This is a genomic window from Bacillus sp. FJAT-27001 (genome assembly GCF_019039175.1).
GTDB lineage: Bacteria > Bacillota > Bacilli > Bacillales > Bacillaceae > Bacillus > Bacillus velezensis.
This window is the reverse complement of sequence record NZ_JAHOAA010000002.1, coordinates 22,401-39,402: the sequence shown is the minus strand read 5'-3', so window position 1 is coordinate 39,402 and position 17,002 is coordinate 22,401. Positions and strand designations below refer to the sequence as shown.

Genomic DNA, 17,002 nt, shown 5'->3' with positions numbered 1-17,002 from the left:
CTCTTACACATGCTTCGTTTTTTTATAAATCACAAAATAACTGACTAAAAATCCGACCGCTCCCCCGACAATCATCCCGGCCACATATCCTGTCATCGTACGGTCCGTCGAGTACCCCGCCAGGCCAAAACCGAGAACGCCCATTATGATCATCACAATCTGAATAGGCCTATCAAGCTGTCTCCAGAGGAAAAAACGGCCGTTCCGTTCCACCGGCTGCCTGACATAGCAAAAGTACCCGATGGCATAAAATACAATGCTCATCACTGCCGGGATGATTAATATATACTTGCTGGCAGATACCCAATCCGTATTAACGTACATGATCGGATTCAAGTATTGAAAAAGATTGTATACTTCGAGGTAAGCATCGACTGACGGCATCAGCTCATATATGCTGACTCCGAAGATGACTTCTACATTGGATAGCGGCAACGTAATAATCAGGTAAGGCGCTATCGACACGGCAAACGCCGTTAACAGCTGAGCGAACGTATTCCCCGTTAAGCAGCCTGCGCTCGCGACCAATGTAAAAGCCAAAACACTCACAATAATCTCTCCGACGCTGTAATGGTGGAAGAAATATACGCGCTCAGGCTTTAACAGAAGAATGAGCAGTTCAGCCAGCCCGTAGCCGATCACCTGAGCGCCGGTAATGACCGCCGCCCCGAGCCAAAATTTAGTGTGAAACACCTGAGCGCGGGAATAAGGCAGACTGAACAGCGCATCAATCGTTCCTTTCGTACGCTCCAGTCCGAATAAGCAAACCGCTAAGATGACAGCGGGCGCCCAGTTCAAGTTCAGCATTCCGCTCTCCAGAGAATTCACATAAAAGTTACAATATGCTTCCGGGGTGTCCAGACAGCCTTGATAAACCAGATAGGTATTTAACACTTCAAATGGATTGACCGCCGCTAAAAAAATGCCGACCATCACAAGAACAGTTCGATTCTGCACCCATTCCTTGTACAGCAATCCCCTGTCTACCATCTCCGGTTCCCTCCAAACTTCGCGATGAAAACTTCTTCTAAGTTCACAGGAAGCTCGTTCCATACTTTCGGCTGCAGCTCTTGCAGAAAGTTCTTTTTCTTCTCATCGTTCTTTTGAATCAGCACCGTATAAAACACACCGGCATGGTCGAGAATCGGTATGTTTTGTTCTCTGATCTTCAAGGCGACGTCCTCTTCAAATGCCATTTGGATTTTCATGTACTCTTCCTTCATATCATCCAAGTCCATCACATTCGTCAGCTGATTTCCTTCCAAAAACCCGATCCGGTTGCACATTCGCTCAATATCTTCTAAACGGTGTGAGGTAATCAGAATGCTCGTTTCCCGTTCAGCCACTTCATCCACCATAAGCTGCAGCACGTCATGACGCGTTACGGCGTCAATTCCGTCCGTCGGTTCATCCAAAAGGATAAGAGCCGGGCGTGAAGCAAAGGCAAGGACGAGCGCAAGCTGTTTTTTCAGGCCTGTCGATAATTCACGGTATTTCTTCGTTTCCGGAATGCCGTACCTGTTCATCAGCTCATTGGCGTAAGTCACATCAAAATTCGGATAGATTCTGCTTACAATCGCAACAAGCTGTTTATATGTATACTTGTCATAAAAAGGATTTTCAACAGGCATATAAATGATGTTCTGTTTTACTTTCGGATGCCGCTTTATTTCCACCTGATTAAATAAAACCGTCCCTTGATCCGGCAGCAGAATCTGCTGAATGAGTCGGAGCAGTGTTGTTTTCCCTGATCCATTTCGCCCGAGCAGCCCGAAAATTTCCCCTTTTCCGATGGTGAGCGAAATATCCTTGAGCACTTCTTTACCGTCTATCGTTTTTGAGAGATTCCGCAATTCAATCATGATCCTTGCCTCCTTTCACATCAGCGCTGATTTCCTTTATCCATTCCTGCAGCTTCTCCAGCTCAACTCCCGCGTAATGGGCATCGATGATGAGCTGTTTCAATTGCTCTTTTATCATCGTCATCTTCCCTTCAACCAATGTCGTTTTTGCATTCTCCGATATATACGTTCCTCTTCCCCTCAGCGTTTCAATGACACCATCGCGTTCGAGCTCCTTGTACGCTTTGCTGACTGTGTTCGGATTGGCGATAATGATCGTTGCCAATTCCCTGACAGAAGGAAGTTTATCCCCCGGCTTCATGATCCCTTTTAAACAAAGCTCTTTCAATTGCTGTATGATCTGCTCATAAATCGGAGTTGAGCTTCTCGGATCGATTTGAATCATTTACTTCCCTTCTTTCTTTTACGAGCTGCTCTCTTTCTTTAAATGTTCTGCCATTGAAAACCGATGACGACAAGAACGACAAACAGACTGCTTGCCAAAACCGAGGCGGCGATAATAAGAGGCACATCTTGTTTTACGGATCTTTTGTTTTTCATGAAAGTTCCCCTTCCCTATGCTTAACATTTATATGTCGATTTCATTTTTTGAGTGTTTTATGTGTATTACATCAAGTAGTACACGTAATACAATAAACACACTCCGCCCTATTGTCAATTCTTTTTTTAAAAAAATACAAAAAACCCGCCGGGATTCCGGCAGGTTTGCTGAACCATTTGAAACGGCGCGGTCAGTAATCAAAATTACGCTGCAAAATCATATTGTTTTGCAAGGTCTGCAGCTGCAATCTCATTCGATAAAGCTGCTCTCTTTGCTGATCATTCGCAGATAATGACAGCTTGTTTAATTCATTCACCGCGTTTTCAAGCATCATTTGCGCTTCACTGTACTCATTATCATTATAATGCTCTTGTTTTGAAGCGGTCATAAATTGCTCATTCGCAAATTCATACGCCTGTTCGCTTCTTTGGAGATGTTCATCTACTGATTGTCTTGTTGCCATTAAACAGTCCTCCTATTGATAATGTCATATCAATAGTATTTCTTATTCCAAATAAATTCTCACAAGAAATATCAGGTAATTCATTCACAAGACAGAAACGGTATAAAATACGATTAAATGTATAATTTAATCAAGACAGAATTAACTCTTTATAAAAATCCTTCATTTTAGAACGATAACTTAATTCTTCTTTTATTAAAAACATTAAAATTTTCCCACATCACTCACAAGATTTTCGGTTCGCTTTAAATTGTTCACCATCAAATTATCTTTTTTGTGTAAAACACCCAGGATTCATCATATTTTTTAGGGTATCCAATTCATTAGACGATCTGTTTTTATTAGCTTTAATTATCATCCCGAAACTAACACCAACTATAAAACCAAAACCTTTTTTACTCATCCCCGTCTAAGCCTGGAACAGCTTTAAATTTTTTCAACAAACCGTTCAAAAGAGAATCGAATTTTGAAGAATTAAGATAATAGTATGTTTTATTTTGATTTCTCGTACTCTCAACTAAACCTTGCAACGTTAAAATTCTCATATGGTGTGAAATCGTTGCGTTGGTTAAATTTAGCTGTTCAGCAATCTCATTAGCATACATTTTTTTATGACTAAGTAAGATTAATATCTTGAACTTACTTTTATCCGATAAAAGCTTCAAAAAATCAATGATGTGATTAATCTCAGCTTTCTCTAATGTATTTTCAAAAATTTTATCAACTTTATAACCAAGTCCAACATAAATGTTATCTTCACTTTTCGTAATAGTTGCAGTGTAAGGTAAAAGCGTTGGATATATATTAATATAATCACAAGATAAATATTCCTTACCTTTTAACGTACTGATTATCTTTTTTGGAAAATCCATATTTATGTTTTTTAATTGATTCATCCACTCATCTCTAAATTTAATTAAATTATAAATCGCCTCGTTAAGATAACCATTCACCAACATTAATTTATTGCAAAATTGATCTACATAAGTTTTAGGAGATTTCATTACCTTAAATATGATCCACTTGTATTCGGGCTTGATATTTAGATTATTAAGTAGCTCAAATAAACTTTCCCTATCATTTAAATACTGTTGGGTAGATGGTTCAGTTTTAAGATCTCCTTGTAAATAAATTAGAGACTCTAAAATATTTTTTCTTATCTCTTCTTCTGTAACTGCAGACAAATAATCAATAATTTCAAAAAAATCTTTCGTATAAATTTGTGGGATTTTAAAAAAGGTTGTGGCTAAACAAAAAATATTTGCATTCCTAACATCTTTGTAGTCGCAAAAGCTGCCAAAATAAAAATTTAAAAACTCACTATCTAACTCTTTTATTCTTTTAAGATCATCTAGTAATACAAAATATTCATTATCTAATTTTATACCCAATTTAGTTGTATAATCTTTGAAGAATTCCTCGTGTTCCAAGAATAGAATAGAGGATATCTTGTCAAAGAATTCTGAAACACTGTCATTAATTATTAACCGCACTTTTTCACACCCCATAAAGTCTTTTTCCACAAGGAAAACGTTGTACTATCTTCATTTCAGACATTTTACATTTTTAATATTATCAATCAAAAGGGAACTTTCAAAGAATATTCATTTTTAATTTTAAAGAATTTTCCTTTAAGCACATACCTGACTGAGCATTATCAAGAGCAGTCCTAGATTTATTAGACTTGCCTCACCTCTTGCTGAGTGTTCTCCTCATGTCACACTCTTCAGAAATCCTTCATCATCTCAGCTAATTTACAGGTCAATTTTAGCTCTTATTGAGTTATTTCAAGTTACAAAATTGTTGAATTATAAAAATATGATTTCGAGAAAAGTGGATGAAAAAACAATTTATGAATAATATTGACACCTCTTAAGATTACATTTATCATGTTTTTAGATATATATCGAATTTAAATTTAGATTAATATCTAATGGAGGTTATAGGTTTGAATTTTCAAAAATTAATTATGTTATCTGCATTATTATTAGGTACATTCATTTCAGTAATGGACACCACTATAGTAAATATCGCCTTACCTAAGATGCTGGATTATTTTTCGAGTAACCTTTCTCAAGTAGCATGGGTGGCTACAGGTTATACTTTAGCTTTTGCGGTTTTATTAGTAGGTGCATCAAAGCTGGCAGACCATTTTGGAAGAAAAAAAGCTTTTATGTTTGGATTAGCACTTTTTATTTTGACATCAGTTATTGCATGTTTGAGCACTTCAATTGAAATGCTTGTCACAATTAGAGTGATTCAGGGATTATCTGCTGCTTTCATTGTACCTGTTACAATGCCTATAGCTTTAGCTATCGTACCTCAAAATAAAAAAGGAATGATCATTGGAATCTGGGGTGCTTTCTCAGGATTAGCAGCTACATTAGGACCTGTACTTGGAGGATTATTAACTGAAAATTTTAATTGGCAAGCTATCTTCTTCATAAATATTCCTTTAGGTCTGATTTCTCTTTTTTTAGCAGCATTTTTTATTACTGAGAGTTATGATGAAACAGTGAGTAAAAAAATTGATTACATGGGGATTCTTATTTTATCCGGAGCTCTCTTCTGTTTAACCTTTGGTTTTGCAAAAGTATCTGACTTAGGCTGGTCATCACCATTAATTATCTCTCTTTTTGTAATCTCTGTATTATTATTCTGTTTGTTTTTCTTTATTGAATCTAAAATTAAAAACCCGATGATTCCCTTATCCATGCTGAAGATACGTACGTTTAGTTTCAGTTCTTTCACCCTCTTTATGCAGGGCCTTGGATTAACAAGCGGTACCCTTATTATTACTTTACTCCTCACTAATTTAATGGGAAAAACTGAATTAGAAGCGGGGTTAATTGTTTCTACATTAGCTCTATCATCTATGTTTACCTCTGTACTTTCTGGAAAGCTATCTGATAAACTCGGGGGCATTTGGCTTTCGGGTCTAGGTATGCTCGGTTTAACAATCACAACATATTTATATGGATACATACGATACGACAGTTCTATAACGTCAGTAATTATTCTGTTATGTTTGACCGGCTTAGCTTTAGGGCTTGTAATAGGACCAGCAATGAGTTCAGGGATACGGCTTATTCCTCCTGAGAAAGTAGGAATTGCCTCAGGTATTCTTAATATGATGCGGACAGTTGGACAAGCGCTAGGAATTGCCATACTTACATCTGTGCTTACAATGAATATAAATGATCACACAGCTACTGCGAAAAAAGAAGCCATTAAAATTGTGGAAAGCAATCAGGTTTTTGATAAAAATGCAAAGAACGAGATAATAACTCACTTAAAGCATTCAGACAGTAAAGGTTTCGATCGAAGCAAAAGTATTGCTGAATTAAACAAAAAAGAGGAAGAAATTCTCTCTATAACCCCGGATCCGTATAAAGAAAAAGTACAAAAAAGCTTCAATATTCAAAAGAAGGAAGTTATGGCTATCCAGAAAAAAATTTCAAATTTATATAATGAAAAAATAAGTGACAGTTTTAATAATACATTCAAAGTAGGCAGTGTAATTCTTATTTTAGGAATTATTTTTGCATTGTTCAGTGATATTTCTCCAAAACGTTTAAAACAACAACAGAAAAACCAGGTAGATATTACGTCCTGACCGTTCCATAATTGTTTCATTGTTCCGCTCCATCATTCATGCTACAATTTTAGGATGCATCTGATGTGAGGGAGGCTTTTTGAACATTGAACGAGAATAACCCTTTTCCTTATTCAAATACGGAAAAACGGTACCATACATTAAATTATCATCTGCGGGAGCATTTCGGGCATAAAGTGTTTAAAGTCGCGCTTGACGGCGGTTTTGACTGCCCGAATCGGGACGGCACGGTTGCACACGGAGGCTGCACATTCTGCAGCGCGGCGGGCTCCGGCGATTTTGCCGGCAATCGGGCCGATGACTTACTCACGCAATTTCACGATATCAAAAACCGCATGCACGAAAAGTGGAAAGACGGCAAATATATCGCATATTTCCAAGCGTTCACGAATACGCATGCTCCGGTAGAGGAGCTGCGAGAAAAATTCGAATCCGTCCTCAAGCTTGACGGCGTTGTCGGCATGTCGATCGCGACCCGTCCGGACTGCCTGCCGGACGATGTCGTGGAATATTTGGCCGAACTGAATGAGCGGACCTATTTGTGGGTTGAACTCGGGCTGCAGACCGTGCATGAGCGGACCGCCCTTCTGATCAACCGCGCCCATGATTTTGACTGCTATGTTGAGGGTGTCAATAAACTGAGAAAACACGGCATCCGCGTTTGTTCCCATATCATTAACGGGCTTCCGCTTGAAAACAGGGACATGATGATGGAGACGGCCAAAGCCGTCGCTGATTTGGATGTGCAAGGCATTAAAATTCACCTGCTTCACTTATTAAAAGGCACACCGATGGTGAAGCAATATGAAAAAGGAAAGCTGGAGTTCCTTTCTCAAGAAGAATATGTAAGTCTTGTATGTGATCAGCTCGAAATCATTCCCCCGGAAATGATCGTTCACCGCATTACGGGAGACGGGCCGATCGAATTAATGGTCGGACCGATGTGGAGCGTCAATAAGTGGGAAGTACTGGGCGCCATTCAAAAAGAGCTGGAAACACGGGGAAGCTATCAAGGAAAGCTCTTCAGAAAGATCGGGGAGGAGACCGCCCTATGACCTTGATGCACATCCTCCCTTTCAGTAAAGAATTGCTGAAGTCCGCCGCACAGGAAGGTGATATCACGGTTGACGCGACGATGGGCAACGGACATGATACATATTTCCTGGCCGGCCTTGTCGGTGAGACAGGACATGTCCATGCCTTTGATATTCAAGCGGACGCACTCGCTAAAACGAAGGAGCGGCTCGGTGCCGACTTCAGTCCGCGCGTCACGCTTCACCATAAGAGCCATGATCAAATAAAGGCATCGCTGCCTGAGGATGCGCACGGTCGTGTGGCTTGCGCCGTGTTTAATCTCGGCTATCTGCCCGGCGGCGATAAAAGCATTACGACAAACGGCCACTCAACCATTTCCGCGATCGAACAGCTCCTTGAACTGCTGAAGGAGAACGGGATGATCGTTCTCGTTGTGTACCACGGGCATCCTGAAGGCAAGACGGAAAAAAGTGCATTACTGGAGTACTGCAGCAATCTTGATCAGGAAAAAGCGCGCGTGCTGAGCTACGGCTTTCTCAACCAGCGAAACGACCCGCCGTTTATTATAGCGATTGAAAAGAAATCTGCCGGCAAATAAAGAATCGGCCTGACATAAGCGGGCCGATTCTTTTTGTGTTTACTTTTTCTGAAAAATCAATTACTATGAAGTAATGGAAAAAAGTTCATCTTTTAAGTGTAACATCTGGGAGGAGCGGCAGTTTGAATATTCTTCGCATCATATTTTCAAGTGTTCCCTATGTGATGTTCGTCATCATTTTATCAAGACATTTAGGATTTGAGTTCGCAAAAACCTATTACTGGTGGTTTGCTGCATTTTTTGTCATCGGGCTGATCGGCAAATTCGCAATGCACCTTGCGGCAAAAAAGAAACCGTTAAAAAAAGAGACAGCGTAAAATGCGCATGTCTCTTTTTATTTACTGTTTTGCAGCACGCCGCGTGTATAAGCGGGATTGTTCGTAAAGACACCATCTGCTTTTTGTTTCAGCATAATAGGCGTCAGCGTATGCTCGTCTTCCTTATCAAAAAACACGTGCACTTTCATCTTATTGTGATGAATACGCTTCACGACTGCTTCATTTGCCAATTTGGCGTTGAGCCCGACTGTATCAGCATACGTTCTGATGGTTTGCAGCTGCTTATCATTTATCTCCTCAGCCTCGTTATCTTTTAATAATCGGACAAGAGGAACTTTTTTATCCATAGATCGAACTTTCTTTAAGCTCTTCCCGCTAAAAGACTCAATGACTGCTTTATGGCTGGAAATCAGCTTATGTTTTTGTAATATGTCAATCAGTTTCTTTTCCATCACCAGGCTGCCGTTGCTTTCTCTTGTCTCAATATAGTAATTGGCAGTTTGTCCGAATTTCTGTATGATTTCTTCTAATGTTAAAATCTTTTCTCCTTTTCCCGCATTCAGTTTCTTAATCTGAGCCAAAGACAGATCATCTGTCATCCCTTTACCATCTGTTGTCCGATCTACCGTTTTATCGTGAATTGCAATCAGATGGCCGTCCTTCGTCTCCCGTAAGTCTATCTCAATATAATCTGCTTTGTCTTTAATGGCACGCGCATAAGACAAAGCTGTATGTTCCGGCTCAATCGCAGAAGAGCCCCTGTGCGCTATCAAGACAGGATGATAGCCGGCGGAAGCATGGATGACGGAGCAGCCTCCGGAAATGGAAAGTAATGCTATGACCGCTAAATACTTTAATTTTTTCATAAAATTAAAGTATCATATTCTGCAGGCGCAAACAATGTTTCATTTCATACTTCACGTCATAAATAAAAAACTGCGCCGTCATGATTTACACGAGAGGCGCAGTTCACCCATTACGAACTTTTCGTCCAAGCCATCTTCTGAAATTTGCGGTAGGCTCTTCCGTTGATATAAAAGAAAAATGACGTTTTTCCGCTAGCCCTGATCAGCTTTCGCGCGAGGCGGCCCATTTCTTTTTGGCCGGCGACTTTGTCATCGGATAAATAGACGCCGAGCAGCCCTCTGTTGATCAGCCGGTGAAAATTTTCATGCGGAATGCCTTGCAAATGTTCATCCGCTTTTTCAATAAAATGCTGCAGTCTCTGCATCATTTCTTCATGAGACTGATAATACGTACAGAAATTCAGATCGCCTTCAAGCAGATCCTCTTCCTGGTCAATTAAATAATCAAGCAGTATATGCAGCCCTTGTATGTACGGAAAATAACTGCTGCGGATTTTCTCAGCGGTATGTTCGTTAAAATCAGGCTGGAATGAGTAAGCAACGAGACAGAAAATGCCTAACGTCGATCCGGCGCAGGCCGAGAACTCAAACCACTCCATTTCCGGAAGCTGTGACCGGTACTGCTCAAACCAGCCTTTAAGCCTCGGAACGCGTTCATGCTCAACGACATGCTTATGAACCTGAAGGTCGCAATAATAATCACACAGCTCAAGCAAATAAGGTTTAATGATACCGTAATGTTCTATTGACCCGAGCACCCGCTGGCATGTTCTGACCAGCTCATGAAGATAACCGCCGTCATCCTGCTCGTCTCTGTACTGATAGTACGGCCGCACCTCGGCACCGACCGTCAGCGCGTCACGCATGGAGAGATGAAGCATGCGGAAGTCCTCGGGATCAAGCGAGGTGCTGCGGTCGCACAGATTGTCCAGATAATCACTGATTGTCTGATACGCGATGATAAATTGCACGCATTTTTGTTTCTGTTCTCCCGAAAGCAGGGCTAAAATGCCGCCGCCTTCACAATGAAACGACTTATCGCGGATACTTGCGGCCGCCTGCTGCCGCAGTTCGGTATTTTTAATGGAATCTGATTTTTCCCGCCACATGTTCAATTCCTGATGAACGAGCGGAAAAATTTCCCGATACACTTTTGCCATAAGGTTAAAAGGATGTTCCGGTACTGTCAACATATGCACCCCCAGCGAATTCAAATATACTGATCTGTAAAGGCTTTTGCCGCCTTAAACACAGTTTCTCTTTCCGGTTCATTAAAAATTTCATGATAGAGCCCTTCCCATTCCCGGTACGATTTATTATGGGAAGCCACACCGGAAAACCATTTGCGGACCTTCATTTTATCGACGATTTTGTCATCACCGCCCTGCATAAGCAAAAGCGGCACCTTTAAAAACGCATCAGTCGGCACCATAGCGGCATCAATGGTTTTTAAAAGCTCTCTGTACCATCTTACGGATACCTTCGTGACATATAAAGAATCGTTTTGATCCGCTTCAATCATATCCGCATTCCTCGTTGCCATATCAGGTGATAAACCGGAATCCACTCTGAGGGACGGAGCGAGGACGTTCAGTCCTTTAGACGCAAAATCAAGGACTTTATTGACTTTTATTTGCAGACCCAGACAAGGTGATGATAAAATGAGTGCCGTAATGCGGGGATTTCTCTGCTGCTTAAACCATTCTATCGCAATCAGTCCGCCCATGCTGTGGCCCAAAAGGAAAACGGGCGCTTCAAGCGTTCTCGCTTTATCAATCCATATATCTACTTCATCAATGTATTCTTGGAAAGAGCGAATATGCCCTCTGGCGCGGGTCGACGTTCCCTGACCGGGCAAATCGCCCATCACCACGTTATATCCGGAAGATCTCCACATTTCAACGAGCCATTTATAACGTCCGTGGTATTCGCTTGCCCCGTGGATAATGACAATGGTACCGACGGGCCTGTCTGCTTTCCAAGTCCACATGCAGTTCACCTCTTACATAAATTTAGAGAAAGAAGGATGAGACATGATAATCTACCCTTATAAACAATTTACGCCTGACATACATCCTGAAGCGTTCATTGCGGATAACGCCGTCATTACGGGCGACGTCGTGATCGGAGAACAATCAAGCATTTGGTTCTCAGCCGTCATCCGGGGGGATGTCGCGCCGACAAGGATCGGAAAAAGAGTCAGCATACAAGACTTGAGCTGTCTGCATCAAAGTCCGAACCGCCCGCTTCTTATTGAAGATGACGTCACGATCGGCCATCAGGTTACACTGCACAGCGCAATCATCAAAAAGAATGCTTTAATCGGTATGGGCTCCGTCATTCTTGACGGGGCGGAAATCGGAGAAGGCGCGTTTATCGGCGCCGGAAGTCTCGTTCCTCCGGGCAAAACCATTCCTCCCGGCTGTCTTGCGTTCGGCCGGCCCGCAAAGGTTATCCGCCGGCTGACAGAAGAAGACATACGGGACATGGAAAGAATCAGAACGGAATATGTTGAAAAAGGCCGATACTATAAAACACTGCAAGAGAAATAAAAATAGATCAGCTTTGTTTTACTACTGTACCATTTTTCAAAATATTATTTAAGTAAAAACCATTTGCATTCTCCCGATTGTCAGGAAACAGAAGCAAAATGTTCAGGAATTTGTTTTATTCTTCCCCCGCCGGCCCGATCCTATGAAAAAAAGAGCCCATGTCCCGGGCTCTTTTTTTACGCTTTTTCGGCGAATGTCTGTCCGTTTTCTAGACCTATGTCTTTTCTTTTATGGAAACCTTTCCCGTAATAGGCGGCTAATAATATGCCGAACCAGACAGGCCCGATGATGACGGCCACCCGGGTCTCTGCATTAAAAGCCATCAGCACAACGACAAAAGCGAGAAATGCCAGCGAGATATATGAGGAAAAGGGGTATAAAGGCATTTTATATTTCAGTTTTTTCCGTTGTTCCGGCTGTAAGCTTTTCCGGTATTTCATTTGGGAAAGCAAAATAATCGACCATGTCCAAATCGCTCCGAACGTCGCAATGCTCGTCACCCACGTAAACACTTTCGCCGGCACCACGTAGTTCAGCAGAACGCCGATGCATAACGCGCCCGCTGAAACCAATACCGCTTTTCCCGGCACACCGCCTTTTGTGACCGTACCGTATGCTTTAGGCGCTTCATTTTGCTCCGCCAGATTAAACAGCATGCGCCCCGTGCTGAAGATCCCGCTGTTGCAGGAAGAAAGGGCCGCCGTCAATACGACAAAATTAATGATTCCGGCTGCAGCCGGTATTCCGATTTTTTCAAATGTCAAAACAAACGGGCTTCCGCCTGAACCGATTTCCTGCCACGGATAAATTGACATAATGACAAACAAAGCTCCGACGTAAAAAATGAGAATGCGCCAAAAAACAGTATCTATGGCCCGCGCCAGTGATTTTTCCGGATTTTTGACCTCACCGGCTGTGACACCGATCAGCTCAATCCCGAGATAGGCAAACATGACCATTTGAAGCGACAGCAGCACCCCTTTAATCCCATTCGGGAAAAAGCCGCCGTGGCTCCATAAATTGCTGATTCCGAGCGCAACGCCTCCGTTTCCGAGACCGAATACGATCATCACCAGACCGATCGCGATCATTGACAGAATCGCCAAGACTTTAATGAGCGCAAACCAGAATTCAAGCTCACCGTACGCTTTGACCGCCAGAAAGTTGACAGCCGTCATAATGACGAGTGCACAAAGCGCCCATATCCATGACGGCACGTCAGGGAACCAGTAGCCCATATAAATGCCGACCGCGGTGATTTCCGCCATGCAGGTAACAACCCATAAAAACCAATAATTCCAGCCTGTTAAAAACCCGGCAAGCGGACCGAGATAATCTCTGGCATACCGGCTGAATGAGCCGGCTACAGGCTTTTGAATCGCCATTTCCCCTAATGCCCGCATAATAAAAAACATAATCAGCCCGCTACAGGCGTAAGCGGCTAAAATCCCCGGTCCGGCAAGCTTTATGGCAGAAGCCGACCCGAGAAACAGCCCGACTCCTATCGCGGCGCCCAACGACATAAGCGAGATATGCCGCTCTTCCAAGCCGCGGTGAAGCGTTTTTTCTTTGTTTTGCATAACTCTCCCTCCCCCTGATTTTGACAAAGAAACAACAAACCGAGACGAAATAGCCAGAAAACACTTTCCGGAATCTACCCGATTAGTCCTATTATAACCTTTTTCTGAATATTGCGTAATACTTTGTCGAAAACAGAGCGGAATAGACGGTTTACAAAAAACAATAGAAAAAAGGCTTTCGATAACATCGAAAGCCTTTTGGATTAAACGAAAATGACTTCTTTCGGCTGATGATTCAGCTCTTCCGGCACCAGTCTTTTTTCAACATTGATGCTGTGCCAGATCATAAAGATCAGCACGGTCCAGATTTTGCGGCTGTTGTCCGCTCTGTCGGCACAATGATCTTCCAGAAGCTGAAGGACATAATCCTTTTCAATATAAGCATCTGTTTCACTTTCACGAATGATGTTGCGAACCCATTCGTTCATTTCATTTTTCAGCCAGTGGCGGATCGGCACAGGGAAGCCGAGCTTTTTGCGGTTAAGCACATGATCAGGCACTACCCCTTCAGCAGCTTTGCGCAGAAGGTATTTCGTCGTGCCGTTTTTCGTTTTCAGTTCATCCGGAATTTTAGAAGCCACGTCAAACACGACTTTATCAAGGAACGGCACGCGCAGTTCCAAAGAGTTGGCCATCGTCATTTTGTCAGCCTTTAACAGGATGTCGCCGCGCATCCACGTATGGATGTCAACGTACTGCATTTTATTAATGTCGCTGTATGAACGGCTTTCCGTAAAGTACGGCTTCGTGACATCACGGTATGAAAGCTCTGGATTGTAATGTTTGAGCAGCTGTTTTTTCACGGGCTCTTCAAAAATCTTCGCATTACCGATATAACGCTCCTCAAGCGGTGTGCAGCCGCGGACTAAGAGGCTTTTCCCTCTCATTCCTTCAGGCATGACGGACGCCACATGAAGAAGCATTTTTTTCAGACCGGACGGAATGCGTTCAAACGGTTTAAGCGAAAGCGGTTCGCGGTAAATATTGTACCCGCCGAACAGCTCGTCCGCGCCTTCCCCGGATAACGCGACCGTTACATGTTTTTTCGCTTCTTTCGCGACAAAGTACAAAGGAATCGCCGCCGGATCTGCAAGCGGGTCATCAAAGTGCCAGACGATTTTCGGAAGCTCGTTCATATACTCCTCAGGAGAAATGACTTTGCTGATGTTTTCAATCCCGAGCGCGGCAGCCGTTTCCTTCGCTACGTCAACCTCACTGAAGCCCTGCTGCTCAAAACCGACGGAAAATGTTTTGAGGCTCGGGTGAAATTCTTTCGCAACTGAGACGATAAAAGAAGAGTCGATACCGCCGGATAGAAACGAACCGACAGGAACGTCACTTCTCATGTGAACTTTGACAGAGTCAAAGATTGCGTCTCTGACTTCTTTCACCAATTTATCTTCATCAGACTGAACAGGCTTAAAGTTCGCTTTGAAATATGTTTTAAACGCGATGTCGCCTTCCGGGCGGATCGTAAACTGGCTGCCCGGCTCGACTTTTTTCACTTCAGCGTCAAGCGTGCTCGGTTCAGGAACGAATTGGAAAGACATATATTGCTGTAAAGAAGCTGTATCAAGATCAATGCCGTTTTGAGCGGCCATTAAACTTTTTCTTTCAGATGCAAAATATACTTTGTCCCCGATGGTTGTGTAATACAGCGGTTTAATTCCGAACGGGTCTCTCGCGCCGTACATGACGCGGTCAGCTTTGTTCCAGATTAAAAACGCAAACATTCCGCGAAGCTTTGAAGCAGCTTCTTCTTTATAATGACGGTATGTCGCAAGGAGAACTTCGGTATCGGAATCTGTATTGAAAGTGTAGCCTTTCGCTTCAAGCTCTTCTCTCAATTCAATGTAGTTATAGATTTCGCCGTTAAAAATGATCCAATATTTTTCGTCTTCATATGATAAAGGCTGTCCGCCGTTTTCTACGTCAATAATACTGAGCCGTCTGAAGCCGAATCCGACGTGCTCGTCATGATAATACCCATCGCTGTCAGGACCGCGGTGAACGATCATTTGGTTCATTTGTTTGATTAGCTCTTCTTGATCTGCGGTTTGAGTTAATGGATGCTTATTAAAAACACCGACAAATCCACACATAGTATAGCCTCCATAAGTGTAATTTTCTAATTGGACCCCCTTTTTATAGACGCTTTGTTACGCCATTGGTTTCACGCTATGTAAAAAATAAGCATGGCAGCATCTACAAAAAGGGAAAGCCGCTTAAGTAAGCGGCTATAAAATTATTCTCCTAGTGCTTCTTTGCGAAGCGCATCCGCCTTGTCAGTACGCTCCCAAGGAAGATCCACATCATGACGTCCGAAGTGGCCGTAAGCAGCTGTCTGCTTATAGATCGGGCGGCGCAGATCAAGCATTTTAATAATGCCGGCAGGTCTCAGGTCGAAGTTATTCCGTACGACTTCGATCAGTTTTTCTTCAGAAGCTTTTCCTGTATCAAATGTATTGATGGAAATAGAAACAGGCTGTGCCACGCCGATAGCGTATGCAAGCTGCACTTCACAAGAATCAGCAAGACCTGCTGCCACGATGTTTTTCGCTACGTATCTCGCAGCGTATGCCGCAGAACGGTCTACCTTCGTCGCATCCTTACCGGAGAATGCGCCGCCGCCGTGGCGTGCATATCCGCCGTATGTGTCAACGATGATTTTACGGCCGGTCAGACCCGCATCACCTTGAGGTCCGCCGATTACGAAACGTCCCGTAGGATTGATGAAGTATTTTGTCTCTTCATCGATCAGTTCCTCAGGCACGACAGGGTTAATGACATGCTCTTTCAGATTGCGCTGAATCTGCTCAAGCGTAATTTCCGGGTGGTGCTGAGTTGAAATAACGATCGCGTCGATGCGGACCGGCTTGTTGTTTTCATCATATTCAACGGTAACTTGCGTTTTGCCGTCAGGGCGAAGGTACGGAAGAATGTCTTCTTTGCGGACTTCGCTCAAACGGCGGGCTAATTTATGCGCCAAAGAGATCGGAAGCGGCATAAGCTCTTTCGTTTCGTTACACGCATAACCGAACATCAGGCCTTGGTCTCCCGCTCCGATTGCTTCGATTTCAGCATCGCTCATTGTGCCTTCACGCGCTTCAAGAGCCTGATCGACACCCATTGCGATATCCGCAGACTGTTCATCAATTGATGTTAAAACAGCGCAAGTCTCCGCATCAAATCCATATTTGGCGCGTGTGTAGCCGATTTCTTTAATCGTTTCACGGACTGTTTTCGGAATGTCAACGTATGTTGATGTAGTAATCTCTCCGCTTACCAGCACAAGTCCTGTCGTTACAGATGTTTCGCAGGCTACGCGCGCGTTCGGGTCATTTTTTAAAATCTCATCTAAGATACTGTCAGAAATTTGGTCACAGATTTTGTCCGGATGACCCTCAGTAACAGATTCAGATGTAAATAGTCGACGGTTTTTACTCATTCACTTTTCCTCCTGAAAAAAGATCTTTTGCAAGACCTTTTCATATGATACGGAACTCGCTCCCTCTTAATACAATGTCATACTATATCAGAGAATGTTAATTGGCATATTTTATGAAATAAAAAAACCTTTTCCACTCGAGGAAAGGGTTTGGTCTGTGTGC

At 42.9% G+C, this 17,002-nt stretch carries 16 protein-coding genes; 5 read left to right on the top strand and 11 right to left on the bottom strand.

Going from position 1 to position 17,002, the window contains the following annotated elements; all coding sequences use genetic code 11:
• Positions 1-3 precede the first annotated feature (3 nt).
• The 5 genes from BGM27_RS04925 to BGM27_RS04905 form a co-directional block, all read right to left on the bottom strand.
• On the bottom strand, positions 4-990 hold the full coding sequence (locus BGM27_RS04925; protein WP_007408819.1) for an ABC transporter permease subunit: 987 nt from the start codon (positions 988-990) through the stop codon (positions 4-6).
• On the bottom strand, positions 984-1,862 hold the full coding sequence (locus BGM27_RS04920) for an ABC transporter ATP-binding protein (protein WP_003152276.1): 879 nt from the start codon (positions 1,860-1,862) through the stop codon (positions 984-986). The genes BGM27_RS04925 and BGM27_RS04920 overlap by 7 nt, the downstream gene beginning before the upstream one ends.
• Positions 1,855-2,247, bottom strand: a complete 393-nt coding sequence (gene ytrA, locus BGM27_RS04915; protein ID WP_003152275.1) for a GntR family transcriptional regulator YtrA — start codon at positions 2,245-2,247, stop codon at positions 1,855-1,857. Before ytrA ends, BGM27_RS04920 begins: the two co-directional genes overlap by 8 nt.
• A 346-nt stretch (positions 2,248-2,593) precedes the next feature.
• Positions 2,594-2,866 carry a YtzC family protein gene (locus BGM27_RS04910; RefSeq protein WP_003152272.1) on the bottom strand — a complete coding sequence of 91 codons (273 nt, stop codon included), beginning with the start codon at positions 2,864-2,866 and terminating at the stop codon, positions 2,594-2,596.
• A 395-nt stretch (positions 2,867-3,261) separates the two neighbouring features.
• Positions 3,262-4,374 (bottom strand): ArsR/SmtB family transcription factor, encoded by a 1,113-nt coding sequence (locus BGM27_RS04905; protein WP_007408820.1) that lies wholly within the window; start codon positions 4,372-4,374, stop codon positions 3,262-3,264.
• A 440-nt stretch (positions 4,375-4,814) separates the two neighbouring features.
• Here BGM27_RS04905 and BGM27_RS04900 point away from each other — a divergent pair, with 440 nt between their 5' ends.
• From BGM27_RS04900 to BGM27_RS04885, 4 genes are all read left to right on the top strand, one after another.
• Entirely contained in the window at positions 4,815-6,482 is a 1,668-nt protein-coding gene (locus BGM27_RS04900; RefSeq protein WP_007408821.1) for an MFS transporter, read from the top strand.
• 86 nt (positions 6,483-6,568) lie between these two features.
• Positions 6,569-7,537: a tRNA modification radical SAM protein MnmL/YtqA gene (gene mnmL / locus BGM27_RS04895; RefSeq protein ID WP_007408822.1), complete on the top strand. Its 969-nt coding sequence runs from the start codon at positions 6,569-6,571 to the stop codon at positions 7,535-7,537.
• Positions 7,534-8,115 carry a tRNA 5-(aminomethyl)-2-thiouridylate-methyltransferase MnmM gene (mnmM, locus tag BGM27_RS04890; protein ID WP_007408823.1) on the top strand — a complete coding sequence of 194 codons (582 nt, stop codon included), beginning with the start codon at positions 7,534-7,536 and terminating at the stop codon, positions 8,113-8,115. Before mnmL ends, mnmM begins: the two co-directional genes overlap by 4 nt.
• A 122-nt stretch (positions 8,116-8,237) precedes the next feature.
• A complete protein-coding gene (locus BGM27_RS04885) occupies positions 8,238-8,432 on the top strand; it encodes a hypothetical protein (RefSeq protein WP_003152265.1) in 195 nt (64 codons plus the stop codon).
• A gap of 17 nt (positions 8,433-8,449) precedes the next feature.
• Here the strand turns inward: BGM27_RS04885 and BGM27_RS04880 are convergent, their stop codons facing one another.
• The 3 genes from BGM27_RS04880 to BGM27_RS04870 form a co-directional block, all read right to left on the bottom strand.
• A complete protein-coding gene (locus tag BGM27_RS04880; RefSeq protein ID WP_007408824.1) occupies positions 8,450-9,259 on the bottom strand; it encodes a glycerophosphodiester phosphodiesterase family protein in 810 nt (269 codons plus the stop codon).
• 110 nt (positions 9,260-9,369) lie between these two features.
• On the bottom strand, positions 9,370-10,449 hold the full coding sequence (locus tag BGM27_RS04875; protein ID WP_007408825.1) for a tetraprenyl-beta-curcumene synthase family protein: 1,080 nt from the start codon (positions 10,447-10,449) through the stop codon (positions 9,370-9,372).
• A 20-nt stretch (positions 10,450-10,469) separates the two neighbouring features.
• A complete protein-coding gene (locus BGM27_RS04870) occupies positions 10,470-11,249 on the bottom strand; it encodes an alpha/beta hydrolase (RefSeq protein WP_003152261.1) in 780 nt (259 codons plus the stop codon).
• A 46-nt stretch (positions 11,250-11,295) separates the two neighbouring features.
• On the opposite strand from BGM27_RS04870, the gene BGM27_RS04865 reads away from it, so the two are divergent.
• Positions 11,296-11,811 (top strand): gamma carbonic anhydrase, encoded by a 516-nt coding sequence (locus BGM27_RS04865; RefSeq protein ID WP_025285156.1) that lies wholly within the window; start codon positions 11,296-11,298, stop codon positions 11,809-11,811.
• A gap of 176 nt (positions 11,812-11,987) precedes the next feature.
• On the opposite strand, the gene alaP is transcribed toward BGM27_RS04865, so the two are convergent.
• The 3 genes from alaP to metK form a co-directional block, all read right to left on the bottom strand.
• Positions 11,988-13,391, bottom strand: a complete 1,404-nt coding sequence (gene alaP, locus BGM27_RS04860) for an alanine permease AlaP (protein ID WP_007408827.1) — start codon at positions 13,389-13,391, stop codon at positions 11,988-11,990.
• 203 nt (positions 13,392-13,594) lie between these two features.
• Entirely contained in the window at positions 13,595-15,493 is a 1,899-nt protein-coding gene (gene asnB / locus BGM27_RS04855; RefSeq protein WP_003152255.1) for an asparagine synthase (glutamine-hydrolyzing), read from the bottom strand.
• Positions 15,494-15,636: 143 nt separating this feature from the next.
• A complete protein-coding gene (gene metK / locus BGM27_RS04850) occupies positions 15,637-16,839 on the bottom strand; it encodes a methionine adenosyltransferase (protein WP_003152253.1) in 1,203 nt (400 codons plus the stop codon).
• Between the last annotated feature and the right edge of the window lie 163 nt (positions 16,840-17,002).